This is a genomic window from Cupriavidus pauculus (genome assembly GCF_003854935.1).
Lineage (GTDB): Bacteria > Pseudomonadota > Gammaproteobacteria > Burkholderiales > Burkholderiaceae > Cupriavidus > Cupriavidus pauculus_C.
In genome coordinates this window covers 801,152-825,703 of record NZ_CP033969.1, presented here as the reverse complement: position 1 = coordinate 825,703, position 24,552 = coordinate 801,152, and the positions used below count along the sequence as shown (strand labels likewise).

18 protein-coding genes are annotated in these 24,552 nt (G+C 69.3%); 10 read left to right on the top strand and 8 right to left on the bottom strand.

The features are described from left to right. Positions 1-34: 34 nt before the first annotated feature. Together EHF44_RS05490 and EHF44_RS05485 are read left to right on the top strand one after the other, a co-directional pair. Positions 35-3,190: an efflux RND transporter permease subunit gene (locus tag EHF44_RS05490; protein WP_124682820.1), complete on the top strand. Its 3,156-nt coding sequence runs from the start codon at positions 35-37 to the stop codon at positions 3,188-3,190. 2 nt (positions 3,191-3,192) lie between these two features. Further along, complete coding sequence (locus EHF44_RS05485; RefSeq protein WP_124682819.1) at positions 3,193-4,677, top strand: efflux transporter outer membrane subunit; 1,485 nt, start codon at positions 3,193-3,195, stop codon at positions 4,675-4,677. 161 nt (positions 4,678-4,838) lie between these two features. Here the strand turns inward: EHF44_RS05485 and EHF44_RS05480 are convergent, their stop codons facing one another. The 7 genes from EHF44_RS05480 to EHF44_RS05450 all read right to left on the bottom strand — a co-directional run bounded on the left by EHF44_RS05480 (position 4,839) and on the right by EHF44_RS05450 (position 13,065). Continuing rightward, the gene (locus EHF44_RS05480) at positions 4,839-5,690 is read right to left on the bottom strand and encodes an OmpW/AlkL family protein (RefSeq protein ID WP_124682818.1); all 852 of its coding nucleotides are present in this window, start codon (positions 5,688-5,690) and stop codon (positions 4,839-4,841) included. Positions 5,691-5,704: 14 nt separating this feature from the next. Further along, positions 5,705-6,955, bottom strand: a complete 1,251-nt coding sequence (locus tag EHF44_RS05475; protein ID WP_124682817.1) for a DUF2957 domain-containing protein — start codon at positions 6,953-6,955, stop codon at positions 5,705-5,707. Positions 6,956-7,014: 59 nt separating this feature from the next. Further along, on the bottom strand, positions 7,015-8,379 hold the full coding sequence (locus tag EHF44_RS05470; protein ID WP_124682816.1) for a DUF2957 domain-containing protein: 1,365 nt from the start codon (positions 8,377-8,379) through the stop codon (positions 7,015-7,017). 226 nt (positions 8,380-8,605) lie between these two features. Further along, positions 8,606-9,505 (bottom strand): DUF1571 domain-containing protein, encoded by a 900-nt coding sequence (locus EHF44_RS05465; protein WP_124682815.1) that lies wholly within the window; start codon positions 9,503-9,505, stop codon positions 8,606-8,608. Positions 9,506-9,723: 218 nt separating this feature from the next. Beyond that, entirely contained in the window at positions 9,724-10,665 is a 942-nt protein-coding gene (locus EHF44_RS05460) for a TetR/AcrR family transcriptional regulator (RefSeq protein ID WP_124682814.1), read from the bottom strand. Between the two features lie 214 nt (positions 10,666-10,879). Continuing rightward, positions 10,880-12,475 carry a GMC family oxidoreductase gene (locus EHF44_RS05455; protein WP_124682813.1) on the bottom strand — a complete coding sequence of 532 codons (1,596 nt, stop codon included), beginning with the start codon at positions 12,473-12,475 and terminating at the stop codon, positions 10,880-10,882. Positions 12,476-12,480: 5 nt separating this feature from the next. Further along, positions 12,481-13,065 carry a hypothetical protein gene (locus tag EHF44_RS05450; protein ID WP_124682812.1) on the bottom strand — a complete coding sequence of 195 codons (585 nt, stop codon included), beginning with the start codon at positions 13,063-13,065 and terminating at the stop codon, positions 12,481-12,483. A 347-nt stretch (positions 13,066-13,412) separates the two neighbouring features. Between EHF44_RS05450 and EHF44_RS05445 the strand changes: the two genes are divergently transcribed. Genes EHF44_RS05445 through EHF44_RS05430 form a run of 4 tightly spaced genes read left to right on the top strand, consistent with a single transcriptional unit; the run spans position 13,413 to position 17,767 of the window. Continuing rightward, positions 13,413-14,975: a flavin-containing monooxygenase gene (locus tag EHF44_RS05445; protein ID WP_124682811.1), complete on the top strand. Its 1,563-nt coding sequence runs from the start codon at positions 13,413-13,415 to the stop codon at positions 14,973-14,975. A 34-nt stretch (positions 14,976-15,009) separates the two neighbouring features. After that, positions 15,010-15,903, top strand: coding sequence for an SDR family NAD(P)-dependent oxidoreductase (locus EHF44_RS05440; RefSeq protein ID WP_124682810.1), 894 nt, complete (start codon positions 15,010-15,012; stop codon positions 15,901-15,903). Beyond that, entirely contained in the window at positions 15,900-16,898 is a 999-nt protein-coding gene (locus EHF44_RS05435) for an alpha/beta fold hydrolase (protein WP_124682809.1), read from the top strand. The genes EHF44_RS05440 and EHF44_RS05435 overlap by 4 nt, the downstream gene beginning before the upstream one ends. After that, positions 16,895-17,767 carry a metal-dependent hydrolase gene (locus EHF44_RS05430; protein ID WP_124682808.1) on the top strand — a complete coding sequence of 291 codons (873 nt, stop codon included), beginning with the start codon at positions 16,895-16,897 and terminating at the stop codon, positions 17,765-17,767. The genes EHF44_RS05435 and EHF44_RS05430 overlap by 4 nt, the downstream gene beginning before the upstream one ends. Before the next feature lie 13 nt (positions 17,768-17,780). On the opposite strand, the gene EHF44_RS05425 is transcribed toward EHF44_RS05430, so the two are convergent. Next, a complete protein-coding gene (locus EHF44_RS05425; protein ID WP_124682807.1) occupies positions 17,781-18,623 on the bottom strand; it encodes a MerR family transcriptional regulator in 843 nt (280 codons plus the stop codon). Between the two features lie 59 nt (positions 18,624-18,682). Between EHF44_RS05425 and EHF44_RS05420 the strand changes: the two genes are divergently transcribed. From EHF44_RS05420 to EHF44_RS05405, 4 genes are all read left to right on the top strand, one after another. Further along, complete coding sequence (locus tag EHF44_RS05420) at positions 18,683-19,621, top strand: LysR family transcriptional regulator (RefSeq protein WP_124682806.1); 939 nt, start codon at positions 18,683-18,685, stop codon at positions 19,619-19,621. Positions 19,622-20,221: 600 nt separating this feature from the next. Beyond that, complete coding sequence (locus EHF44_RS05415; RefSeq protein ID WP_124682805.1) at positions 20,222-21,202, top strand: Bug family tripartite tricarboxylate transporter substrate binding protein; 981 nt, start codon at positions 20,222-20,224, stop codon at positions 21,200-21,202. A 10-nt stretch (positions 21,203-21,212) separates the two neighbouring features. Continuing rightward, positions 21,213-22,187, top strand: a complete 975-nt coding sequence (locus EHF44_RS05410; protein ID WP_124682804.1) for a M14 family metallopeptidase — start codon at positions 21,213-21,215, stop codon at positions 22,185-22,187. Positions 22,188-22,529: 342 nt separating this feature from the next. Continuing rightward, positions 22,530-24,542: a methyl-accepting chemotaxis protein gene (locus EHF44_RS05405; RefSeq protein ID WP_253699988.1), complete on the top strand. Its 2,013-nt coding sequence runs from the start codon at positions 22,530-22,532 to the stop codon at positions 24,540-24,542. Positions 24,543-24,552 lie beyond the last annotated feature (10 nt).

Below are 24,552 nucleotides of genomic sequence, written 5' to 3'. Positions count from 1 at the left end.
AATCCGCAGAGAATCCGTTTAGGGAGCCAGATTCATGGCGAAGTTTTTCATCGACCGGCCGGTGTTCGCGTGGGTGCTCGCGCTGATCATCGTGCTGGGCGGGATGCTGGCGATCACGCAGTTGCCGATCGCGCAGTACCCCAATATCGCGCCGCCGATCATCACGGTGACCACCACGTACCCGGGCGCGTCGGCCAAGACGATCGAGGACTCGGTGGTCACGCCGATCGAGCAGGAGCTCAACGGCGCACCGAACCTGCTCTACTACGAGTCGCAGAGCGAGTCGTCGGGGCTGGCCACGATCAACATCTCGTTCGCGCCGGGCTCCAACGCCGACCTGAACTCCGTCGAGGTGCAGAACCGCCTCAAGCGCGTGGAAGCGCGCCTGCCGGCCGAAGTGCGCCAGCAGGGGGTGCGGGTCGACAAGGCCGGCAACAACTACATGATGTTCATCACGGTCTCGTCGAAGTCGGGCAAGTCCGACGCGATCGAGCTGGGCAACTTCGTCTCGGCGCAGGTGGTGGACTCCGTCCGCCGCGTGCCGGGCGTGGGCGCCGCCGACCTGTTCGGCACCGAGTACGCAATGCGGATCTGGCTGGATCCGGCCAAGCTGACGGGCTACAACCTGACGCCGCTGGACGTGACCGCCGCCGTCGAGGAACAGAACATCCAGGTGGCCGTGGGTGAACTGGGCGGCACGCCGTCGCCGCGCGGCACGGAACTGAACGCGACGGTCAGCACCGAAAGCCGGCTGACCACGCCGGAGCAGTTCGCCAACATCCTGCTGCGCGTGAACCCGGACGGCTCGTCGGTGCGCATCAAGGACGTGGGCCGCGTGGAACTGGGCGGCGCCGACTACTCGACGCTGGCCCGCATCAACGGCAAGCCGGCGTCGGCCATCGCCATCAAGCTGTCGCCCACGGGCAACGCGCTGGCCACGGCCGAGGCGGTACGCGCCAAGATGGAAGAGCTGTCGCGCTTCTTCCCGCCCGACTACGAGTACAGCGTGCCGTACGACACCTCGGCCTTCGTGAAGATCTCGATCGAGGAAGTGGTCAAGACGCTGCTGGAAGCCGTGGTGCTGGTGTTCCTGGTGATGTACCTGTTCCTGCAGAACTTCCGGGCCACGCTGATCCCGACGCTGGTGGTGCCGGTGGCGCTGCTGGGCACGTTCGGCGCCATGCTGGCGTTCGGCTTCTCGATCAACGTGCTGACGATGTTCGGCATGGTGCTGGCGATCGGTATCCTCGTGGATGACGCCATCGTGGTCGTCGAGAACGTCGAGCGGATCATGAGCGAGGAAGGGCTGTCGCCCCGCCAGGCCACCCGCAAGGCCATGGGCCAGATCACGGGCGCCATCATCGGCATCACGCTGGTGCTGACGGCCGTGTTCATCCCGATGGCGTTCTTCTCGGGCTCGGTGGGCAACATCTACCGCCAGTTCTCGCTGTCGCTGATCTCGTCGATGGCGTTCTCGGCGCTGCTGGCGCTGACGCTGACGCCGGCGCTGTGCGCCACGCTGCTCAAGCCGGTGGAAGCCGGCCACCACCACGAGAAGAAGGGCTTCTTCGGCTGGTTCAACCGCACGTTCGCCACGGCATCCACGGGCTACCAGGGCATCGTGGCGCGCATCCTCAAGCGCTCGGGCCGCTACCTGATCATCTACGCGCTGATCATCGGCGGCGTGGTGGTGCTGTTCCAGCGCCTGCCGTCGTCGTTCCTGCCCGACGAGGACCAGGGCTACATGATCACGGTCGTGCAGCTGCCGACCGGCGCCACGCAGGAGCGCACCATCGGCGTGCTCAAGCAGATCGAGGACTACTACCTGCAGAAGGAATCGAAGGTGGTGGACCAGATGATCACGGTGGCCGGCTTCTCGTTCTTCGGCCGCGGCCAGAACGGCGGTATCGCGTTCGTGCGCCTGAAGGACTGGAAGGAACGTCCGGGCGAGGACCAGACCGCGCAGGCGCTGGTGGGCCGCGCCTTCGGCACGCTGTCGTTCATCAAGGACGCCATCATCTTCCCGCTGAACCCGCCGGCCATTGCCGAGCTGGGCAATTCGTCCGGCTTCGACTTCCGCCTGCAGGACCGTACCGGCCAGGGCCACGCGAAGCTGATGGAGGCGCGCAACATGATGCTCGGCATGGCCGCACAGTCGCAGGCGCTGGTTGGCGTGCGCCCGGAAGGCCAGGAAGACGCGCCGCAGCTGCGCATCGACATCGACCGCGAGAAGGCCCGCGCGCTGGGCGTATCGGTGGCCGAGATCAACCAGACGCTGTCGATCGCCTTTGGCTCGTCGTACGTGAACGACTTCATCTACGAAGGCCGCGTGCGCCGCGTGATCGTGCAGGCCGAAGGCCAGGACCGCCTGCTGCCCGACGACCTGGGCAAGCTGCGCGTGCGCAACGGCAACGGCGACATGGTGGCGTTCTCGGCTTTTTCGACGTCGCAGTGGATCATGGGCTCGCCGCGCCTGGAGCGCTACAACGGCATGCCGGCCGTGAAGCTGGCCGGCCAGGCCGCGCCGGGCAAGTCCACGGGCGAGGCGATGCGCGTGATGGAGGAAAACTTCGCCAAGCTGCCGCCGGGGTTTGGCTTCGAGTGGTCGGGCCAGTCGTATGAAGAGCGCCTGGCCGGCTCGCAGGAGCCGATCCTCTACACGCTGTCGCTGATCATCGTGTTCCTGTGCCTGGCCGCGCTCTACGAGAGCTGGTCGATCCCGGTGTCGGTGCTGCTGGTGGTGCCGCTGGGCGTGATCGGCGCGCTGCTGGGCGTGACGCTGCGCGGCATGCCCAACGACGTGTACTTCAAGGTGGGCCTGATCGCCACGATCGGCCTGTCGGCCAAGAACGCCATCCTGATCGTCGAGTTCGCCAAGGACCTGCAGGCGCAGGGCCGCAGCCTGATCGACGCCACGCTGGAAGCGGTGCACCTGCGGTTCCGCCCGATCCTGATGACGTCGATGGCGTTCATCCTGGGCGTGCTGCCGCTGGCCATCTCCACCGGCGCGGGCTCGGGTAGCCAGCGCGCCATCGGTACCGGCGTGATGGGCGGCATGATCACGGCCACGGTGTTGGCGATCTTCCTGGTGCCGGTGTTCTTCGTGGTGGTGCGCAGCCGCTTCAAGGGCAGCAAGGCCCAGCAGGAACGCGAACAGGCGCGCCTGGAAAGCAGCCAGAAGGAAATCTGACCATGACCAAGACTTTGACCACATTGCTGCTGGTGGCCGGGGTGATGAGCGGCTGCACGCTGGCGCCGCGCTACGACCGCCCCGCCGCCCCCGTGGCCGGCAGCTACCCGGCCGCGCCGGACGGCTACGCCACGGCCGAGGTGAAGAGCGGCGAGACGCGCCGGGCCGCCGATATCGGCTGGCGCGAGTTCTTCACCGACCCGCGGCTGCAGACGCTGATCGCCACGTCGCTGGAAAACAACCGCGACCTGCGCACGGCCGCGCTGCGGATCGAGGAAGCGCGCGCGCAGTACCAGATCCAACGCGCCGACCTGCTGCCGACGGTGAACGGCAACGCGAGCTTCCAGCGCGGGCGGTTCTCGGGCGCCACGTCGGGCGTGAACCAGTCGTTCACGGGCAACATCTACCAGGTGGGCCTGTCGGTGACGCAGTGGGAGCTGGACTTCTTCGGCCGCGTGCGCAGCCTGTCGAACGCCGCGCTGGCGCAGTACTTCTCCACCGAGGAGGCGCACCGCGCCGCGTACATCTCGCTGGTGTCCGAGGTGGCCAAGGCGTACCTGGCCGAGCGGGCCGCCGCCGAGCAGTACGATCTGGCGCGCGAGACGCTGGAGGCGCGCCAGAGCACGTTCGAACTGGCCAAGAAGCGCTTCGATGCCGGCGCCACGTCGGCGCTGGATCTGCGCGACAACGAGTCGCTGGTGGCCCAGGCCCGCGTGTCCGCCGCCCAGCTCGCGCGTCAGCGCGCGCAGGCGCAGAACGCGCTGGAAGTGCTGGTGGGCAAGCCCATCGCCGAGATTCCGAACCTGCCGGCGCCGATGCGGCTGTCTGACGAGCGCATCATCAGCGACATCCCCGAGGGCCTGCCCTCGGATCTGCTGACGCAGCGTCCGGACATCCGCCAGGCCGAGCAGGCGCTGCTGTCGGCCAACGCCAACATCGGCGCGGCGCGCGCGGCGTTCTTCCCGCGCATCACGATGACGGCCAACGCGGGCAACATCAGCACGTCGTTCACGAACCTGTTCGACAACGGCGCGGGCGTGTGGTCGTTCTCGCCGCAACTGGTGCTGCCGATCTTCGACTATGGCCGCAACCTGTCGAACCTGGACCTGGCCAACGTGCGCAAGAACATCCAGGTGGCCAACTACGAGAAGACGATCCAGACCGCGTTTTCCGAGGTGGCCGACGCGCTGGTGGCACGCGGCACGCTGGAGGAACAGGTGGCCGGCCAGGAGCAGCAGCGCAACGCCGAGGCCGCGCGCTACGAGCTGTCGCGGCTGCGCTTCCGCAGCGGCGTGGCGAGCTACCTGGATGAACTGGACGCCCAGCGCCAGCTGTTCTCGGCCGAACAGGCGCTGGTGCAGGCGCGGCAGCTTCGGCTGACCAACGCGATCGACCTGTACCGCGCGCTCGGCGGCGGCCTGAACGAAACCGGCGCGGTGGCCCAGGCGGCCCCGCAGCCAGCCCCGGCGACGACGACCACGCAGTAATCGTCGCGTGCAGCGCGACTGTCCATGAAAAAGGGCGAAGCCTTCGGTGCTTCGCCCTTTTTCTTTTGGCGCATGACGGGGGCGGATGCTGATGTGCTTGCCCTCTCCCCGACCCCTCTCCCGCGAGCGGGAGCGGGGAGCAACAACGCCGGGATCGTCGGTCAGAACTTGTACGTCGCCGCCAGGAAGAACACGAGCGGGTTGGGCCGCAGCGTGGTCTTCGACGTGGACAGCACGGTGCCGTCCGACGCCTTGATCGTCATCGTCGATTCCGATTTCAGCGGGATGTAGGTCACCGCGCCGGTCACGCCCCAGTGCTCGTTGAAGTTGTAAGTGGCGCCCAGGTTGAAGATCGGCGCCCATGACGACGACGCGTCGGCGCTGACCGACGTCGGGCCGGGGATGCCGGCCCCCGCGGCCAGGATGGCGCCGAGGTTGTTGTTGACGGACTCGGCAAAGGCCGGGTTGACCTTGATGTCGGTGAAGAAGTTGTACGACACCCCCACGCCCACGAACGGCCGGAACGACACCCCCGGCGAGCGGAAGTGGTACTGCACCATGGCGGCCGGGCTCCACTGCCGTGCGCGCGTGATGATCGGGTTCAGCGACGGGTCGCCCAGGCTCTGGCGGCCCAGCGCGCCGGCGGGCCCGGGCGGAATCAGCTCGCCGTGGCCGTAGATCTTGAATGTCGGCGGGATTCCGCCCACGCCCGTGATGGCGATGTGGTCGGTGACAAAGTGGCTGAAGGTCAGCCCCAGCGTGTCCGCGTTCGACGACGACAGCCCGCTGCCCGGCGCCGTGAACGATGACGGCAGCCCGAGCGGGTAGTTGATCGGCACGTCGACGACGTTGGTGGTCAGCGGCCCGCTGGTGCCGAACGTCTGGATATGGAACCAGCCGGCCGACACGACGTTGTCGCCAGCCTTCTGCGCGTGGGCCGGCGCGGCCAGGCCGGCGGCCAGCAAGGCGGCGGTGGCCAGCCGGCATGCCAGGGTGAGGCGCTTGTTCTGCATCGTGGTCTCCCCTGTTATTCGACGAAGGCGCCGATCGTGAAGTACGGGCTGCCGTTGCGGTTTTCCAGGAAGCCGAACACGCCGCCCGTGAACATCAGCTTGCCGGTGATGCCGGGCGTGCCTTCCTTGCGCGTGGTGGTGATCACGCCGGGCGTGGTTTGCGAGAAGTCGAGCTTCAGCGCGATGGCCCGCGTGGCGTCCGATGCGTGGAACGGGTCCAGCATGGCCGCGTCGGCCCCCACCAGCGCCGTGGTCTTGTACTCGAACGCGCTGTCCACGCCCACGTACTCGCCGTTGATCGTGCCCTGCGTGGCCGCCACGGCCGGCGCCATCATGCCGATGCCGATCTCGTCGTCGGCGCCCAGCGGCAGCGCCTCGGCGCTGGCGTAGCCCACGCGGATCATCACCGGCACCAGCTGGCCGCGCAGCTTGCCGACGATCAGGTACGCGCGGCCCATCACGGCGCCCAGCGTCGGCGCACGCTCGCCTTCGTAGTTGGTGGACATCAGCGTGCCGGTGGGCTGCGCCACGAACTTGTTGCCCTTCTGCTTGCAGGTGCCGCCGCTGCGGTTGTCGCAGACCGTGAACGAGCCGTCGGCCGCCAGCGACATCCGGTAGTCCTGCGCCACCTGCGCAAAGCCCTGCGACGGGATCTCGTGGAAGCCCGATCCGTTGTAGACGCCGGCCACCTTGCCCAGGTCGGTCTCGGTCTGGGCAAAGCCGATGAACTGGAAGTACGGGAAGGTGGTGTCGGGCACCGCGCCCGCGCCAAGCAGGCCGTTGAACTGGATGCGCGCGCCGGGAATGGTGCCGCCCATCACGCCCTCGCCCAGGAACAGCTTGGCCGGGCGCGCCGGGTCCAGGCTGGCGCCCTGCAGCACAAACGCGCACTGGTTCAGCTTCTGGGTCGGCAGCGTGGTTTCCTGCGCCAGCTTGCCGGTCATCACGTTCTTGCCGTCGGTGGGGTCCGAGCGCGTGGGCGAGACCGTGCCCGGCGTACGCGGCACCGACGAATCCAGGAACGTCACGGCCCACGTCATCCTTGCCGTGTCGATCTGCACCTTGACCAGCTCGCCGGAGCCGGTGCCGCCGATGTACGGCGTCGAGTAGTCGACCGATGCGGGACACAGCCGTGGCGTCACCGACGCCGGCGTGGACGTGCCCCCGCCACCGCCGTCCCCGCCGCCGCAGGCGGCCAGCAACGTGGTGGTGACGAGCGCCAGCGCCAGGCGCGGCGTCCAGCGTGGGATCGGATGCTGCTGCATGTGGAGTCTCCTTGGTACGTTCTTATGGGCGAGGCAGGGTACTGGGGTGCGGGCAGCGGCTAGCGGCTGGCCACGGCGCTGACGCGGAATGTCGGGTTGGCGGCGTCGCCGAACAGGTGCGCGTACACGGGGCCCGTGGTGATGAGCGAGCCGGTGATGCCGCTGTTGTCCACGGTGCCCACCAGCCCCGGCTGCGTGGCCTGCGTCAGATCCATCTGGAAGCCGCCCGTGGGCGTGAGCGACGGGTCCTGCGGATCGAGCCACGCGCCCACGTTGTCGTGCAGCGACGATGCGACGTAGCGGAAATCGCTGCCCGAGCCGATGTAGCCGCCCTTGAGCGTGGCGGCCGTAGCCGCGGTGGCCGGCGCCAGCAGCGCGATGCCGGATTCGTCGTCGATGTTGATGTCGAACGTCGACAGGTCCGCGATGGCGTAGCCCACGCGCACCACCAGCGGCACGCGCTGGCCTTCCAGCTTGCCGACCACCAGCACGCCATGGGCCCGCGAATCACGGGTCTGTACGCGCTGGCTGTAGAAGATCGGATACTGGGCGCCGCCGGACGCCTCGGCGTTGCCGCTGTCGAAGCCCGCGCCATCGGCCCGCAGCGTCCACGGCGTGCCCGTCGTGCGGCAGGCGGCGTTGTTCGGGCCCGTGCAGGACCCGTCGGCCTGCAGCGTTTCGGTGCCGCTGTAGGTGCCGGCCACAAAGTGGTCGCTGGCCACGATGCTGCCGCCGGACGGCACCAGGTGATAACCCAGCACGTTGTAGCGGCCGGCCACCTTGCTGAAATCGGTCTCGGTCTCGGCAAACGCCAGCGCCGGGTACATCGGGAACGTCTTGGCCGGAATGACGCCGATGCCGAAGATGCCGCCGAAGCTGATCGTCGCGCCCGGGATGCCACCGCCGACCACACCGTTGCCGACGAACAGGATCGGCGGATTGGCCGGATCGATCAGCGCCTGCGAGCGCCCGTCGGACGCCTCGGCGGTCTTCAGCTCGTACGCGCAGTTGTTCTGCGCGGCCGTGGGCAGCGGGCGGGTCGGGTGCGACATGGTGCCGGTGAACGTCACGCCGGCGCGGGTGGGATTGACCTCGCCCGGCACCTGCGGCACGGCCGATTCGAGCACCTGGATGCGGTAGGTGCCCTGCTTGCTGTCGAGCTGGATCTTCAGCAGTTCGCCCGCCCCCGATCCGCCCGTGTACGTGGTGCCGTAGTCCAGCGTGGCCGGGCAGATGGCGGCCACCGGATGATTGAGGGTGGGGCCCGACGGCGTGCACGTCCCATTGGTGGCGCATTGCTGCGCGGCGGCCTGCGGCGTGGTGCCACCGGGGTCGCCGTCGCCGCCGCCGCAGGCGGCCAGCGCGATGGTCAGGCTTACCCCGGCAACGGCAAAGGTGGTGCGTCGAAGGATCGACGGGTGCATGGTTGTCTCCTCGTTCTTATGGCGCGCGCACCGGCATGGGCCAAGGTGTCGCACGGTGGTCGGAATCTCGCGTTTCAAGCGCCTGCGCGCAATAGAGCGCTCGTTCCAAACATCGCCGCCGTGCCGTGGGCCGTTGTTGGCCAAGCGATCACGTGGCCTGTTCAAACCGCCCGCGCGTGGCCCGGCACGCGCATTCAAACGGGGGTGACGCCCGGCGTGGCGCGCTTCAGAACTTGTATTCGCTGTTGGTGGGGTCGAACGCGGACGCATCGAACGACTTCTTCGCGGCCTTCTCGAAGACGATCTTCTCGACCATGTTGCCGTCGGCATCCCAGGCCGTTTCCGCGCGCGGCCACGGATGCTTGAGGTCGAACATCAGCTGGACCTTCTTGGCGTAGTACTTGGGCGCGCCCTCGGGCAGCTCCCAGGTCAGCGCCACCATGCGCGTGCCGTGCTCCTGCACGATCTCGGCGCGGCTGTACTTCTCGGACAGCCCGGCGGCGCGCAGCGTCCTGGCGTCGCGTTCCAGCATCGACAGCACGAACTGGAAGCCCAGGTCGCGCACGGTGTGGTTCGACTGCGACCTGGCCAGCGAGCCGTCGATCGACGTCCAGATCGACGTGAAGCCCATGATGCCGCCCAGGTGGCCGTACATCTCGTCCTTGCGCTTGGTCTCGTCGTACAGGATCTCCTGCCCCGCCTGCGCGCCGTTGGGCAGCCACCTGGCGTAGAGCTGGCGCGGCATGTGGCGGTAGCGGATGAACATGCGCGCGGGCTTGTCCTGCCACTGGCCGTTCAGCCGCTCCTGGCGCGTCATCGTGTATTCGTACTCGGGAAAGCGGTTGATCTCCTGGCGCGCCCACGTCAGCAGCGCCTCGGGCTGCAGCGCGTCGAACACGGCCAGCACCTGCGCGTCCGGCAGCGCGGCCAGTTCGCCGCTGGCCGTCTGCCGGGCGAACAGCGCAGTCTGCTGGGCGGTGGACAACCCGTCGTAGGGCGTGGCGGGGCGGGCCGCGGCGGGCGCTGCCGGGGCGCCCTGCGCGTGCGCCTGGAGCAGGGTGCCCGGCTGCGTGGCCAGGAACCCCAGGATGCCGCCGATCGCGGCAATCAGGACCATCTGCTTCATCGCGTGTCTCCAGTGTGTGGTCTGGCGTCAGGCAAGACGGGGCCCTCCCGCGCGTGGCAGCCACGGCAGGTGCATGCGTGCGGCAGGCGCGGCGCGCAGGGGGTCACGCCTCGCCTTCGGCGTGGCGTATCAACAGGTCGTTCTCGAAGGCGACGGTTGCCGTCGCGGCTCGTGGCGGTGCGCGCCGCGGCCCCGGTGGAGACCGCGGCGGCGGGCCGCTATGTCCTGGGGCGGGTGCGCATCCAGTCGTCGAGCGGATTGCTGGGGAAGGTGGCGCAATGCTCGCGGCGTACCGCCATGCTGGCGGTGGGCGGCCGCGATGCGCCTTCACTGCGTGCGGCCCGCGCGCTGCGCCGGGCCCGGCCCATCGCCGCGGCGGTGGCGGCGGCCAGCTCCTGGGCCTCGGTCTCGGCCGTGGCGGCCTGCGCGGCCATCTGGGCCTGTTCGTCGGCCTGCTGGGCCTCGCCGATCTCGAACACTTCCTGCAGGGCGCCCAGTTCCTGCGTGGCCGGCGACGGCGCCTTCAGGGCCGCCACCACCATCGACGTCAGTTGCGCCAGCACCTGCGCGTCGCTCATCCGCTTGCCCTGCGTGAAGGCCGGCATCAGGTTGCCCAGTTCGTCGCCAGCCAGCACGCCGGCCAGCGCCTTGAGCGCGAAATGCAGGCGCCAGCCCAGTTCCTGGCGCGGCACGTCGGGCAGCGCCCGCGCAAACGCTTCGAAGAAGCGTCCGAAGACGGGCGCGTAATGGCCCATCAGCCAGGACTGGATGAATGGCGAGGTATCGGAATACACGCGCCCGAGCAGGCGCAGGAACGACGGGCCGCCAATCTCCGGCTCGCGCGCCATCTGCAGCGCGGGCACGAACAGCGCGCCCATCACGTGCTCGCAGCGGATGGCGTTGCCGGGCCAGCGGGCCTCGCAGGCGTCCAGCAGCGCCAGGCGCCGCGTGTTGAGGGGATCCAGCCGGCGGCTCAGCACCGACTGCATCATGATTTCCTTGCTGCGGAAGTGATAGTTCACGGCAGCCAGATTGACGATCGCTCGTGAAGTCACCTGCCTGAGCGAAGTCGCCTCGTAGCCTACCTCGATGAACAGTTTCTCGGTCGCATCGAGGATGCGGGCCTTCGTATCTCCTGCCGTGGTTTTCCCGGTCTTCATGGGGCGTCTCTCGCTGAAAAACCGCTGTGGACCCCTGCAAAAAAATGTCACGCAATCCACCACCGTCCCGCTCCGCGCTCTGTCGGCATACGGATGCTTCAAACGGTTGTAGGGAGCCTATCCAGCGCTCCGAGCGTTTCACAAGTCCATTTTTCGAAGACTTGCTCTAAATTGCAAGCCTTCTGTGGTGGCCGATTCCGCCAGGCGATTTCAGTCACGCCGTGATGGTCTTGCGCAACGTCGTGGCATTCTGCGCCGCCAGGGCCAGCACTGACAACTGGGGATTGGCCCCGATGCTGGTAGGAAATACCGATCCGTCGAGCACGTACAGGTTCGGCAACTGGTGATGGCGGCCCGCGCTGCTCACCACGCCGCGCGCCGGATCCTCGCTCATCGCGCAGCCGCCCATCAGGTGCGCACTGAACAGGAGCACGCGGAACGGCTTGAGCGGCAACTGGCCGATGGCGTCGCGCGCCTGCGGCCAGCTTGTGTACCACGTGGCATCCAGGTGGGCCGGCCGCACCCGCTGCGCCCCGGCCGCGAACTGGGCCTCGGCCATGCTCAGGTAGGCCCGGCGCACCCCGTCCCATAGGTAGTCGCTCACTTCGTAGTCCAGGATCGGGCTGCCATCGTCGGCAATCCGGACCCGCCCGCCGGGGCTTTCGGGCACAAAGCCGTCGCGCAGCAGCGCCAGCATGGCGTTGGCGTGCGGCAGCGCGGCCATGTCGCGCCGCAGGTCGTCGCCCATGCCGTTCAGCACGCCGGCGCTGATGCCCGGGAACATCGGCGGGACTTCGAGCTTGTAGCCGATCGGCCCGGTCGCGCCGTGGCGCCACTGGAAGTGGTCAGACGCGATCGACTGCGGCGCGCCATAGTATGGATCGATTTTCTCCGGCATTTTGGCGACACTCAAATTCACCGGATGAATAAACGTGCGTTGGCCGAGCCGCTGGTACGGGTCGGGCACGCGGGATCGCAGCAGCAGCGCCGGGGTGTTGATGGCCCCGCCCGCGGCAATGACATGGCGGGCGCGGACGGTGACGCGGATGCCGGTCGGCGAGTAGCCGTCATGGCCCAGCGCGTCGCCCGTCACGCCCCGCACGGCCTTGCCGTCATGGTCGATGGCCCGTACCCGCAGCCGGTGGACCAGTGTGGCGCCATGCGCCAGCGCGGCGGGGATCGTCGACACCAGCATCGACTGCTTGGCGTTCACCGGACAGCCAAGGCCGCAGTAGCCCGAATTCCAGCAGCCCTTCACGTTGCGCGGGATCACGTGCCACTCCCAGCCGAGCGCTTCGCACCCGCGCCGCAGCACCGCGTTGTTCGGGTTCGGATCCATCGCCCACGGCGCCATGCTGAGCCGTTCCTCGATCCGGGCGAACCATGGCGCCATGTCCTGCTCGCCGTGGCCGGCCACCGCGTGGTGCGCAGCCCAGTGCGCCAGCGTGCGCGGCGGGGTGCGGAAGCTCGACGACCAGTTCACCGTGGTGCTGCCGCCCACGGCGCGGCCCTGCAGGATCGAGATGGCGCCGTCCGACGTGGCCCGCGCGGCGGCCTCCTGATACAGGGTGCGATAGGCGCGCGCCTCGTCCATGTCGCGGAAGCTGTCGGACGTGTGCAGGCCGCCCTCCTCCACCATCACCACGTTCAGCCCGGCCTCGCTGAGCAGCTCGGCGGCAATGCCGCCGCCCGCGCCGGTGCCGACGATGACAACGTCGGCGTCGATGGTGCGCGGCGCGGTGAACGTGGCGGCGTCCAGCACCTTCCAGCCGGACGCGATGCCGGCGCTGTAGAGATCGGGAATCGGCATGGCGGTCAGCCCTGGAGGGCGCGGTAGATGGCGGGGTTGGGGCCGGGATAGCCGCTGGCGGCCCAGGTGTCCGGCGCGACGAAGTAGCTCACGCTGGCCAGCTTCACAAGCACCACGCCGCCGGCGTTGAGCGCGCCGATCCGGCTGCCGCGCCAGCGCGCCAGGAACGCGCGCACCTGGTCCGGCGTGGCGGCGTGCCACGGCGTGCGCACGCCCGCCAGCAACCAGCGCAGCGGCGCGCTGGCCAGCAGGTCCAGCAGCTTGCGCAGTTCGTGGCGTGCGTTGAGGTCCATCGCCGCAATGGTGCCGTCGATGTTGCGCATGGCCGCGTCGATGCGCCGTGCGCGGGTTGCCGCGTCAAGCCCTTCGAGTTCGCTCGCCACGGCCGGCAGCACCGCGCGGAACAGCGCCACGTCCGCCGGGCGCAGCCACGCCATGCCGGGCTGCGGCGGCGTATCGGCCGGCGAGCAGCCCGTCAGCCCCGGCAGCAGCGCCGAGCAGGCCACGGCGGCTGATAGCCCGGCACCGAGCTTCAGGAACACCCGGCGCGACGGGTCGGGCGGGACGGCAGGATCGGCAGGGTTTGTCATCGTGTCTCCGGATGTTGTTCTGCGCGTCGCCGGGGGCTGGCGCGGCCGCACTGGGGCGGCGTTGCGATTCTGCCGAAGCGGCGCATTTCTTTTTTGGGCCGTGCAACGGTTTCAAACGCACGACCGACTGGCGCCTGCCATGCCGGTCTTTCGGCACGAACGCCGTTTAATGTGACGCCAACGGCGCTGGATATCGCCGAAAAATAGAGCAATCCTTCCATCCACCGCATTTGACCGACCCGGCAGCGGACCCTACGATGACATCGATCAATGTCACAATCAACGGTGTTCGCAGCCCTCGCCACCCCCGGCGGACGCGACGTGGCACCAGACCGGAAAGCGCCCTCATGAATGCACCCGCCGAGCTGCCAGCGTTTCTCTCGTCCGAGCCGGAACAGGCGTGCGACATCGCCATCATCGGCAGCGGGTTTGCCGGGCTCGGCATGGGCATCCGGCTCAAGCAGTCGGGCGTGGACGACTTCCTGATCTTCGAGAAGGCCGATTCGGTGGGCGGCACCTGGCGCGACAACCACTACCCCGGCTGCGCCTGCGACGTGCAATCGCATCTCTACTCGTTCTCGTTCGCGCCGAATCCGGACTGGTCGCGCATGTTCTCGCGCCAGCCGGAGATCCGCCGCTATCTCGAACACTGCACAGACCGCTTCGGCCTGCGCGGCCACCTGCGGCTGGGCCACGAGCTGGCGCGCGCCGAATGGGACGCTGGCGCCGCGCTCTGGCGGCTGCGGATGCGCGATGGCCGGCGCGTGCGCGCCCGCGTGCTGGTGTCCGGCATGGGCGGGCTGAGCCGGCCGGCCATCCCCGATATCCCGGGCCTCGACACATTCGCCGGCACGCTGTTCCATTCCCAGCAGTGGCGCCACGACTACCCGCTGGCCGGCAAGCGCGTGGCCGTGATCGGCACGGGCGCCAGCGCCATCCAGTTCGTGCCGCAGATCGCGCCGCAGGTGGCGCGGCTCGATCTCTACCAGCGCACGCCGCCGTGGATCATGCCCAAGCCGGACCGCACGGTCACGGCGGCCGAGCGCTGGCTGTTCCGCCATGTGCCGGCCACGCAGGCGCTGGTCCGCACCGGCCTGTACTGGATGCTGGAATCGCGCGTGCTCGGTTTCGTGATCCATCCCCGGCTGATGAAGGCGGTGGAGCAGGTGGCGCGCCGCCACCTGAAGCGGCAGGTGCCCGACCCCGCGCTGCGCCAGGCGCTGACGCCCGACTACACCATCGGCTGCAAGCGCGTGCTGATCTCCAACGACTACTACCCGGCGCTGATGCGCGAGAACGTCGACGTGGTGACCGCCGGCATCGCGCGCGTGGAGCCAGACGCCGTGGTGCTGCGCGACGGCACGCGCCGGCCAGCGGACGCCATCATCCTGGGCACCGGCTTTCATGCCACCGATCCGCTGCCGCGCGGCGTGATCGTCGGCCGCGACGGGCGCGACCTGCTCGATGCCTGGCGCGACGGCGCCGAGGCGTACCTGGGCACCACCGTGGCCGGATTTCCCAACCTGTTCCTGATCGTCGGGCCGAACACAGGGCTGGGCCACAGCTCGATGGTGTTCATGATCGAGTCGCAGGTGAACTACGTGCTCGACGCACTGCGCCAGATGCGCCGCGACGGCGTGCAGGCCGTGGACGTGCGCCCGACCGTGCAGGCGAACTTCAACCAGGGCATCCAGCGCAAGCTCGGCCATGCGATCTGGACGGCCGGCGGCTGCGCGAGCTGGTACATCGACCCGCGCAGCCGCAAAAACACCACGCTCTGGCCCGGCTTCACGTTCCAGTTCCGCCGCGCCACGGCCACGTTCCGCATGGGCGACTACGAGCGCTGGCCGGTGCGCCATGGCAACGCCGCTGCCGCCGAGCCGGGGCATGCCGAAACGGTCCGCGCGTGACGCGGCGATCCGCACAACGACAGAGGAGCCACGCATGAAGGATTTCCGCAACCGGGTAGCCGCCATCACGGGCGCCGGCTCGGGCATGGGCCGCGCGCTGGCCGTGCAGTTGGCCCAGGCCGGCTGCCACGTGGCGATGTGCGACCGCGACGAAGCCGGGCTGGCGCAGACGCTGGCCGACGTGCGGCGCGTGGCGCCCGACGTGCGCGCCACCATCGCCTGCGTGGACGTGGCCGACCGCGCCGCCGTGCACGCCTGGGCCGACGCCGTGGCCCGCGACCACGGCCGCGTGAACCTGATCTTCAACAACGCTGGCGTGGCGCTGTCGAGCACGGTCGAGGGCATGGGCTACGACGACCTGGAATGGATCCTCGGCATCAACTTCTGGGGCGTGGTGCACGGCACCAAGGCGTTCCTGCCGTACCTGAAGGCCAGCGGCGAAGGCCACGTGGTCAACACGTCCAGCGTCTTCGGCCTGTTCGCCCAGCCGGGCATGGGCGCCTACAACGCCAGCAAGTACGCGGTGCGCGGCTTTACCGAATCGCTGCGCCAGGAGCTGGACCTGATGCAGTGCGGCGTGTCGGCCACGACCGTGCACCCGGGCGGCATCAAGACCAACATCGCGCGGTCGAGCCGGGTGTCGCCCAGCGTCAACGGCCTGCTGGTGCGCGACGCCCAGCAGGGCCGCGAGGAATTCGAGAAGTTCTTCATCACGTCGGCAGACAAGGCCGCGCGCGTGATCCTGGCCGGCGTGCGGGCCAACAAGCGCCGCGTGCTGATCGGGCCCGATGCCTATGCGGCCGACGCCATGGCGCGGCTGCTGCCGGCGGCCTACCAGTCGCTGGTGGTGCGCGAGGCGCGCCGCAAGCGCAAGCAGCTCGTGCCAGATGCCGCCGCCGCGCCGGCCCGCACCGGAGACGCCGCATGACGCGCGCCGCGCTGCCACGTGAAGCGGTGCTGCAATCGCCGCCGGGCACCTTCACGCGCTGGTTCGGCCAGGGGCGCGTGGGCCTGTTCAGCCTGTCGCGCGATACGCTGGCGCGCCGCTACGCGCTGCCGGCGTCGCGCTGGGTGCAGGTGATGGGCGCGCTGGTCCACTACACCGACGAAGGCGCGCCCGAGGGCGAGCCGCTGGTGCTGATCCACGGCTTTGGCGCGTCGCTCCATACCTGGGAAGGCGTGCTGCCGGCGCTGCGCCAGCACCATCGCGTGATCCGGCTGGACCTGGCGCCGTTCGGGCTGACCGGCCCGCTGCGCGATGCACGCGGACGCATCGTGACGATGGATATCGACGCCTACCGCGCATTCATCGACGCCTTCCTGGCCGCCATCGGGCTGCAGCGCGCCACGTTCGTTGGCAATTCGCTGGGCGGGCTGGTGGCGTGGGACCTGGCGGCGCGGCGGCCGTCGATGGTGAACCGGCTGGTGCTGATCGACGCGGCCGGCTTTCCGATGAAGCTGCCGATCTATATCGACCTGTTCCGCCATGCCGCGGTGCGCTGGTCGGCGCCGTGGCTGCTGCCCGAATGGATCATCCGCGCAGCCACGCGCGACGTCTACGGCGACGCCACGCGCGTGCCGGAGGCCACGTTCCGCCGCTACGTCGACTTCTTCTACGCGGCCGGCAGCCGCGAGGCCGTGGGCCGCATGGTGCCGAAGCTTGATTTCGACCAGATCGATACCGAACGCCTGCGCGGCGTGCGCCAGCCCACGCTGGTGCTCTGGGGCGACCGCGACCGCTGGGTTCCGCCCGCGCACGCCGACGCCTTCGCAGCCCGCCTGCCCGACGTGACGCTGCGCCGCTACGCGGGGCTGGGGCACGTGCCGATGGAGGAAGACCCGCAGCGCGTGGCGGCCGACCTGCTGCGTTTCCTGAACCGCGCCCCCGCGGCGCCAGCCCTTGCACAGGAGTCCACATCATGATGCCAGTCCGCCGTGACGTGCATCCCCACCTTCCGCCGGCGCGCATCTGCGACTGGCACGAGCGCGGGCCGCACGTGACCCATTTCATCAACGCGCTGTCGATCTTCTTTCCGGCCGGCGAGCGCTTTTTCATGGACAGCGTGCGCAACTACCGCGACCGCGTGACCGACCCCGAGCTCAAGCAGGCCGTGGCCGGCTTCATCGGCCAGGAGGCCATGCACACGCGCGAGCACATCCTCTACAACCGGCTGCTCGACGATGCCGGCCTGCCCGCGTCAAAGCTCGACAACGCCGTGGCAAAGCTGCTGAACCTGCTGCGCAAGGTGCTGCCGAAGTCGTGGCAACTGGCGCACACCATCGCGCTGGAACACTACACGGCGATGCTGGCCGGCGGGATGCTGGCTGATCCGCGCCACATGGGCAATTCCGAGCCCGGCTACCGGCAGGTGTGGACGTGGCACGCGCTGGAGGAAACCGAGCACAAGGCCGTGGCCTACGACGTCTGGAACCTGGTGATGAAGCCGGGCCCGTACCGCTACCTGCTGCGGGCGTTCACGATGCTGACCACGACGGTGACGTTCTGGGCGCTGGTGTTCGTGTTCCACGTGCGGCTGGTGATGGCGGACCGCACCTGCCGCAACAAGCTCACCGGCTTTGGCAGCGTGGTGAACTTTCTGTGGGGGTCGCCCGGCGTGCTGCGCAAGATGATTCCGGAATGGTTCGACTACTTCCGGCCCGGCTTCCATCCGTGGGACGCCGACAACCGCGCGGCGCTGCATCGCATCCAGCCGCTGATCGCCGAGATCGAGGAGACGGCGCTGCGGGCCGGCGCCAGCACCAAGGCGCCACCGATCCGCGGCGCGGCGTAGCCGGGGCGCTGGGTCAGCCCCTGGGCGGCGTCCCCGGCGCGTCGTGCAGATGTTCGAGGATGGCGGCCACGCGGTCGCCCAGGTATTTGTTGGCCGACAGCTCCAGCGCCCGCATCATCTCGGTTTCCAGCGCCACCAGCGCGAGCGGGCGGATGCGCCACAGCACGTCGACAATGCGCGGCACCTCTGCCGGCGGCGGGAGCTGGCCTTCGCCGAACTTGTCCAGTTCCCGCACCACCATCGCGACGATGCGGTCCGAGACGGCCTGGAAGTGCTCGCGCGCATGGCCGATGATGTCCAGCACGTCTTCCAGCGCAAAGCCGGCGCGCGCCATTTCGGCACCGGCCGCCAGCGCGCGCGGACTGCGCGCCAGGTAGCCCAGGCCGTCCGGCTCCAGCAGCCCCAGCGAGATCGCGCGGGCCAGCGCCGGGCGAGAGATCGCCCGCCCGAACAGCCGCGCCAGCGCCAGGTACGAATAGTGGCGCGGGGCCTCGCTGTTCCAGGGGCTGCTGATGGCCGTCTCCAGGCCCAGGATCGAACGCAGGTCGTGCCCTTCCACGATGGCCTTGAGCAGCTCCATGATGTTGGCCAGCGTGTAGCCGCGCGCCAGCAGATGGTGGATCAGCCGCAGCCGGCCCAGATGGGTCTGCGTGTAGATGCCCACGCGGCCGCGCCGCTCGGGCGGGTCGATCAGACCGCGGTCCTGGTACGAGCGGATATTGCGCACCGTGGTGCCGGCGGCACGCGCGAGTTCGTCGATCGTGTATTCCGGGGATGGGGTGCGCGCCGGTGCGCTGGCATCGGGCAAGGCAGGGGCGGATGCGGACGGCCGGGCGCCGCGCGGTTGGGAGGGCATGGCGAAAATTCTAACCGAGCCGGCGACGTTACAATGCGCCAACTCTTCCTGGCGTCCCCATGCATATCCGTTGGCTCGAAGACTTCGTGTGCCTGGCGCAGGCCGGCAGCCTCGCGCGGGCCGCCGAGCTGCGCAACGTCACGCCGCCGGCGTTCGGGCGCCGCATGCAAGCGCTGGAAGTCTGGGCCGGGGCGCCGCTCATCGACCGCAGCGCGTACCCGGTGCGGCTGACCCGCGAAGGCCGCCAGTTCCTGGAAGCCGCGCAGACCGCGCTGCGCACGCTGGACGAAACCCGCATGGCGCTGCGCGCCGCCCATCGCGCCGATGCCCGCACGCTCACCATCGCCACCGGCAAGACGCTGGCCCGATCGATGGTACCCGCGTGGCTGGCCGGCCTGCGCCATGCCATGCGCGACGACCCGGCCGGCGCCGGCTTTCGCACGCGGCTGTCCACCCATTCCACGCACGACGCGCTCGAACGCTTTACCGAGGGCGACGCCGATTTCCTGCTCTGCTACAGCCCGCACGACCTGCCCGTGATGCTCGACGACGCGCGCTACCAGTTCCACGCCGTGGGCGTGGAGCGGCTGGTCTGCGTGTCGGCCGCCAACGCGCGCGGCGGGCCCGAGTTCCGGCTGCAGAAGCCCAAGGCAGGCGCCCGGCCCGCGCCAGTGCCGATGATCGCCTACGCCGAGACGCTGACGATGGGCCGCATGGTCAACCAGGAGATCGCCCGCCGCAAGCTCGCAAGCTGGCTCGACGTCATCGCCGTCAGCGACTTCGCGGAATCGGTCCACGAAATGGTGCGCCAGAAGATGGGCCTGGCCTGGCTGCCCGCCCGCCTGATCGCCGATGACCTGCACACCGGCCGCCTGGTCCGCGCCGACCTGCCCGGCGGCGACACGGCCGACCTGGCGCTCGACATCCGCCTGTACCGGCCCCGCACGGCGATGCGCCCGCTGGCGGAAGCGTTCTGGATGGCGGCCACGGCGGGGTGATGGGGCTAGTCTGTTTGCAGCCCCTGGTTTGCTCCCTTCTCCCGCGTTGCGGGAGAGGGGCCGGGGGAGAGGGCCGGCGGTGCAAATTGCGACTAGTCGGCAAGCAGATGCTCAACGCCCTCTCCCCCAACCCCTCTCCCGCAGGCGGGAGAGGGGAGCAAAAGCCAGCGGTAGAGCCTGAACGCCATCGCTTGTTGTCTCCCCTCTCCCGCGTTGCGGGAGAGGGGCCGGGGGAGAGGGCCGGCGGTGCAAATTGCGACCAGTCGGCAAGCAGATGCTCAACGCCCTCTCCCCCAACCCCTCTCCCGCAGGCGGGAGAGCGGAGCAAAAGCCAGCGGTAGAGCCTGAACGCCACCGCTTGTTGGCTCCCCTCTCCCGCGTTGCGGGAGAGGGGCCGGGGGAGAGGGCCGGCGGTGCAAATTGCGACCAGTCGGCAAGCAGATGCTCAACGCCCTCCCGCAGGCGGGTGAGCAGGAATACCGTCCTGCACCATTTCCGCCCATTGCCGAAACGGCAACCCCCGTTGCCAAAGCCGCATCCTGCGCCGTTGCGCGCTCTCTACCATCGCCGGACAACATCTACAGACCTGCCGGAGAAATCATGAAGACCCTGCTGCGCGTGCTTGCCGCCGCTTCCGTTGCCAGTTGTGCATTTGCCACCGCCAGCGCCTCTGCGGCCGGTGGCTATCCGACCAAGCCGGTCACGCTTGTGGTGGGCTACACCGCCGGCGGCAGCGTCGATCTGGTGGCGCGCACCGTGGCGCCCGAGTTGGGCAAGCGGCTGGGCCAGAGCGTGGTGATCGAGAACCTGGGCGGCGCGGGCGGCACCATTGGCGCACAGAAGGTGGTCAAGGCGGAGGCCGATGGCTACACGTTGCTGATGGGCTCGGGCAGCGAGGTGTCGATCGCGCGGCTGACCAACCCGGCGGTGCGCTACGACGGCGAGAAGGACCTAGCGCCGATTACCTTCGTCGGCACGCAGCCGATGGTGCTGGTGGGCAAGCTTCAGTTGCCCGCCAAGGATGCCGGCGAGCTGATCGCGCTGGCCGGGGCCAAGCCGGGCGCGCTGTCGTATGCGTCGTCGGGCGTGGGCACGCCGCTGAATCTGGCCGGCGAGCTGATCAAGCAGCAGGGCAAGGTCAACATCACGCACGTGCCGTACAAGGGCGCGTCGGCGATGGCGACCGACCTGCTCGGCGGCCAGATCGACCTGGCGGTGATGGTGCTGTCGTCGGCGCTGCCGCATATCCAGGCCGGCCGCGTGCGTGCCTACGGCGTGACCGAGAACAAGCGCGCCAGCGTGGCGCCGAACGTGCCCGCACTGGCCGAGACCCCGGCGCTCAAGGGAGTCGACATGGGAGTATGGTTCGGATTGATGGCGCCTGGCGCCACACCGCGCTCCGTTATCGATCGACTGAATACCGAGATGCAGGCCGTGCTGGCGATGCCGGACGTCCGCAAGAAGCTGGCCGAAGCCGGCGTGGAGGTGGCACCGGCCAATCCCGCCCAGTTCGCCGCGTTCGTGAAGCGCGAGACGGCCAAGTACCGCACGATCGTCCAGACCGCCGACATCCGCCAGTAAGGACCGCCCGATGACGCCAACCACGCCCCCGCTCGACGCCTATCCGGTCGAGGTCGCCTTTCCGGACATCCGCCCCTATGCCGATGGCAGCACGGGCATCGCCTACGTCCACACGTTCGACAGTGGCGCGCCCGGCCCGCATGTGATGATCAACGCACTGACGCACGGCAACGAGGTCTGCGGCGCGATCACGGTGGCCGGCCTGCTGGACCACGGCCTGCGGCCGCGCCGGGGCCGGCTGACGCTGGCGTTTGCCAACGTGGATGCCTACGCCGCGTTCGACGCAGCCCGGCCCGATGCCTCGCGCTTCGTCGACCAGGATTTCAACCGCGTGTGGACCGCGGCGGTGCTGGACGACCTGTCGCGCGATTCGTCCGAACTGCGCCGTGCGCGCGCCATGCGTCCGGTGATCGACACGGTCGACCTGCTGCTGGACCTGCACTCGATGCACGAGAAAAGCCGGCCGCTGATTGTCTCCGGGCCGCTCGACAAGGGCATCGCGCTGTCGCGCGCCGTGGGCGCGCCGGCCGACATCATCGTCGACGAAGGCCACCCCGAAGGCCGCCGCATGCGCGACTACGCCGGGTTTGGCGATCCGGCCAGCCCGCGCAACGCGCTGCTGATCGAATGCGGCCAGCATTGGGAAACCTCGGCCGTCGACGTGGCGCGCGACAGCACTGCCCGCTTCCTGCTCCACGCGGGCGTGGTCGACGAGGCCGACCTGCCGGCCGGCTGGCTGCAACCGCGGCCCGCCACGCAGCGCGTGGTCCGCGTGACCGAGCCCGTGGTGGCCAGCAGCATGGACTTCCGGTTCGCGGGCCCCTACACCGGCCTGGAAACGTTCGACGACGCCGGCACCGTGATCGGCTGGCGCGACGGCGAGCCGGTGGTCACCCCGTACCCGAACTGCGTGCTCGTGATGCCGTCGCTGCGGCAACTGCGGCCGGGGGTGACGGTGGTGAGGCTGGGGCGGCTGGAGGTTTGAGGACGTTGGCGATGCCTTCGGCCGCGCTCCCCTCTCCCGCCTGCGGGAGAGGGGCTGGGGGAGAGGGCGTCGAGGATCTGCTTGCCAACCGTCTCGCAAATAGCGCGGCTGGCCCTCTCCCCCGACCCCTCTCCCGCGCGCGGGAGAGGGGAGTCCACCCCGCGTATGCAACGGGTTTCATCCCATCACACCGTGATACATCCACCCCACGGTTAGATTAAGCATTCCCTGAATTCAAGAGCATTGTCTGTACATCCGATAACTCCGTTGTGACGATCCGCCGTCAGAGCGGACGTCGCCCGTGCGTCATGACGGCGCACGGCGATCTACACGGAGCGCCCCTTGTCTTCTACCTATTCCCTTACCCTGCCGCAGCAGGCAGCGGCGGGCCGCGTGCGCGCGGCTGCCGGCAGCTGGAGCATCGGCACGCGCATTGCGCTGGTCGTGCTGGCCGTCCAGCTTGTTGCGTTCGGTGCCTTCTCGCTGGCCCTGTCCCATAGCAGCATGACCCAGCTCGAAGCGCAGGCCCGCGACGCCATCAGTGCCGAGAGCCAGACGCTGCGCGAGCTGGTGGCCCAGCTTGACGACACCATGCTGCAGGAGGCCGACCGCTTCCTGCTGAGCTTTGCCGCCGTGCTGCCCGGCCCGTACGCGGTGGACCCCGCGCAGACCGTCGAGGTGGCCGGCAAGGCCACGCCGACCTTCCGCAGCGGCGATCTGGTGCTGAACAACAGCTTCGAGGTGCCGGACAAGTTCTTTGCCAACACCGGCGGCGTCGTGGCCACGGTGTTCGCCCGCACCGGCGACGACTACATCCGCGTGACCACGTCGCTCAAGAAGCAGGACGGCCAGCGCGCCATCGGCACCCTGCTGGACCGCGCCAGCCCGGCCTACGCGGCCGTGTCGTCGGGCAAGTCGTACCGCTCGCTGGCGTGGCTGTTCGGCAAGCCCTACATGAGCAAGTACGAGCCCGTGCGCGACGCCGGCGGCAAGATCGTCGGCGCGCTGTACGTGGGCGTGAACGTCGAGGCCGAGCTGGCGGCGCTGAAGAACCGCATCCGCCGCAAGAAGATTGGCGACGACGGCCAGTTCATCGTCATCGACGCCAAGGGCGGGGCCGACCAGGGCAAGATCATCGTCGACCGCTCGGGCTCCGAGGGCACGGTGCAGATCGACGCCAGGGACGCCGCCGGCAAGCCGTGGATCCGCGACATGATCGCGGCCAGGGAAGGCGCCGTGACCAACACCGTGGCCATCGGCAACGACGCGGCGCGCGAGCGGCTGACCGCGTTCGTGACCTACCCGGAATGGCAGTGGACGATTGCCGGCTCCGTGCCGACGGCGTCGCTGCGCGATGAACTGGAAGCCAGCCGCAACCGCTTCCTGGCCGGGGGCCTGCTGGCGGCGCTGGCGGTGTCGGCCGCGTTCTGGTGGCTGCTGCGCCGGATGGTCAGCCAGCCGCTGGCCGCCGCCGCCGATGCCGCGGCGCGCCTGGCGTCGGGCGACCTGACCGCGCGGCTGGATACGCCGCGCAATGACGAGATCGGCCAGTTGATGCGCGCCATCGACGGCGTGGGCCAGGGCCTGTCCGGCATCGTGGACAAGGTGCGCGGCAGCGTGGGCGCCATCGCGGGTAGCACGAGCCAGATCGCCAGCGGCAATGCCGACCTGTCGTCGCGCACGGCCGCGCAGGCCGGCAGCCTGGAGCGCACGGTGGCCAGCATCGAGGAACTGTCCGCGACGGTGAAGCAGAACGCCGACAACGCGCACGACGCCAACCAGGCCGTCGCCAGCGCCGCCGAGGCGGCCCGCGCGGGCGGCACGACGGTGGGCCGCGTGGTCGACACGATGGCCGATATCCATCGCAACGCGCAGCAGGTGGTGGACATCATCGGCATGATCGACGGCATCGCGTTCCAGACCAACATCCTGGCGCTGAACGCCGCCGTGGAAGCGGCGCGCGCGGGCGAGCACGGGCGCGGGTTTGCCGTGGTGGCCGGCGAGGTGCGCAGCCTGGCGCAGCGCAGCGCCAACGCGGCCGGCGAGATCAAGCAGTTGATCGAGCGGACCGTGACGGACCTCAAGAGCGGCAACGAGGCCGTGCAGCAGGCCGGAACGGCCATCGACGACATGGTGCGGCGCGTGGAAGCGATTGCGGCGCTGATGGGCGACATCAGCGTGGCGTCGCGCGAGCAGTCGCAGGGGCTGGCGCAGGTCAGCGGTGCCGTGGCCGAGATGGACAGCGTCACGCAGCAGAACGCGGCGCTGGTCGAGGAGGCCGCCGCGGCCGCCGAAAGCCTGCACCACCAGGCGCAGGAACTGCGTCAGGCGGTGGAAGTGTTCCGCCTGGCCTGATGGCCTGACG

Excerpts from the sequence above, each read along its gene's own strand:
- EHF44_RS05490 (WP_124682820.1), top strand. The coding sequence starts at position 35 with ATGGCGAAGTTTTTCATCGACCGGCCGGTGTTCGCGTGGGTGCTCGCG.
- EHF44_RS05485 (WP_124682819.1), top strand. The coding sequence starts at position 3,193 with ATGACCAAGACTTTGACCACATTGCTGCTGGTGGCCGGGGTGATGAGC.
- EHF44_RS05480 (WP_124682818.1), bottom strand. The coding sequence starts at position 5,690 with ATGCAGAACAAGCGCCTCACCCTGGCATGCCGGCTGGCCACCGCCGCC.
- EHF44_RS05475 (WP_124682817.1), bottom strand. The coding sequence starts at position 6,955 with ATGCAGCAGCATCCGATCCCACGCTGGACGCCGCGCCTGGCGCTGGCG.
- EHF44_RS05470 (WP_124682816.1), bottom strand. The coding sequence starts at position 8,379 with ATGCACCCGTCGATCCTTCGACGCACCACCTTTGCCGTTGCCGGGGTA.
- EHF44_RS05465 (WP_124682815.1), bottom strand. The coding sequence starts at position 9,505 with ATGAAGCAGATGGTCCTGATTGCCGCGATCGGCGGCATCCTGGGGTTC.
- EHF44_RS05460 (WP_124682814.1), bottom strand. The coding sequence starts at position 10,665 with ATGAAGACCGGGAAAACCACGGCAGGAGATACGAAGGCCCGCATCCTC.
- EHF44_RS05455 (WP_124682813.1), bottom strand. The coding sequence starts at position 12,475 with ATGCCGATTCCCGATCTCTACAGCGCCGGCATCGCGTCCGGCTGGAAG.
- EHF44_RS05450 (WP_124682812.1), bottom strand. The coding sequence starts at position 13,065 with ATGACAAACCCTGCCGATCCTGCCGTCCCGCCCGACCCGTCGCGCCGG.
- EHF44_RS05445 (WP_124682811.1), top strand. The coding sequence starts at position 13,413 with ATGAATGCACCCGCCGAGCTGCCAGCGTTTCTCTCGTCCGAGCCGGAA.
- EHF44_RS05440 (WP_124682810.1), top strand. The coding sequence starts at position 15,010 with ATGAAGGATTTCCGCAACCGGGTAGCCGCCATCACGGGCGCCGGCTCG.
- EHF44_RS05435 (WP_124682809.1), top strand. The coding sequence starts at position 15,900 with ATGACGCGCGCCGCGCTGCCACGTGAAGCGGTGCTGCAATCGCCGCCG.
- EHF44_RS05430 (WP_124682808.1), top strand. The coding sequence starts at position 16,895 with ATGATGCCAGTCCGCCGTGACGTGCATCCCCACCTTCCGCCGGCGCGC.
- EHF44_RS05425 (WP_124682807.1), bottom strand. The coding sequence starts at position 18,623 with ATGCCCTCCCAACCGCGCGGCGCCCGGCCGTCCGCATCCGCCCCTGCC.
- EHF44_RS05420 (WP_124682806.1), top strand. The coding sequence starts at position 18,683 with ATGCATATCCGTTGGCTCGAAGACTTCGTGTGCCTGGCGCAGGCCGGC.
- EHF44_RS05415 (WP_124682805.1), top strand. The coding sequence starts at position 20,222 with ATGAAGACCCTGCTGCGCGTGCTTGCCGCCGCTTCCGTTGCCAGTTGT.
- EHF44_RS05410 (WP_124682804.1), top strand. The coding sequence starts at position 21,213 with ATGACGCCAACCACGCCCCCGCTCGACGCCTATCCGGTCGAGGTCGCC.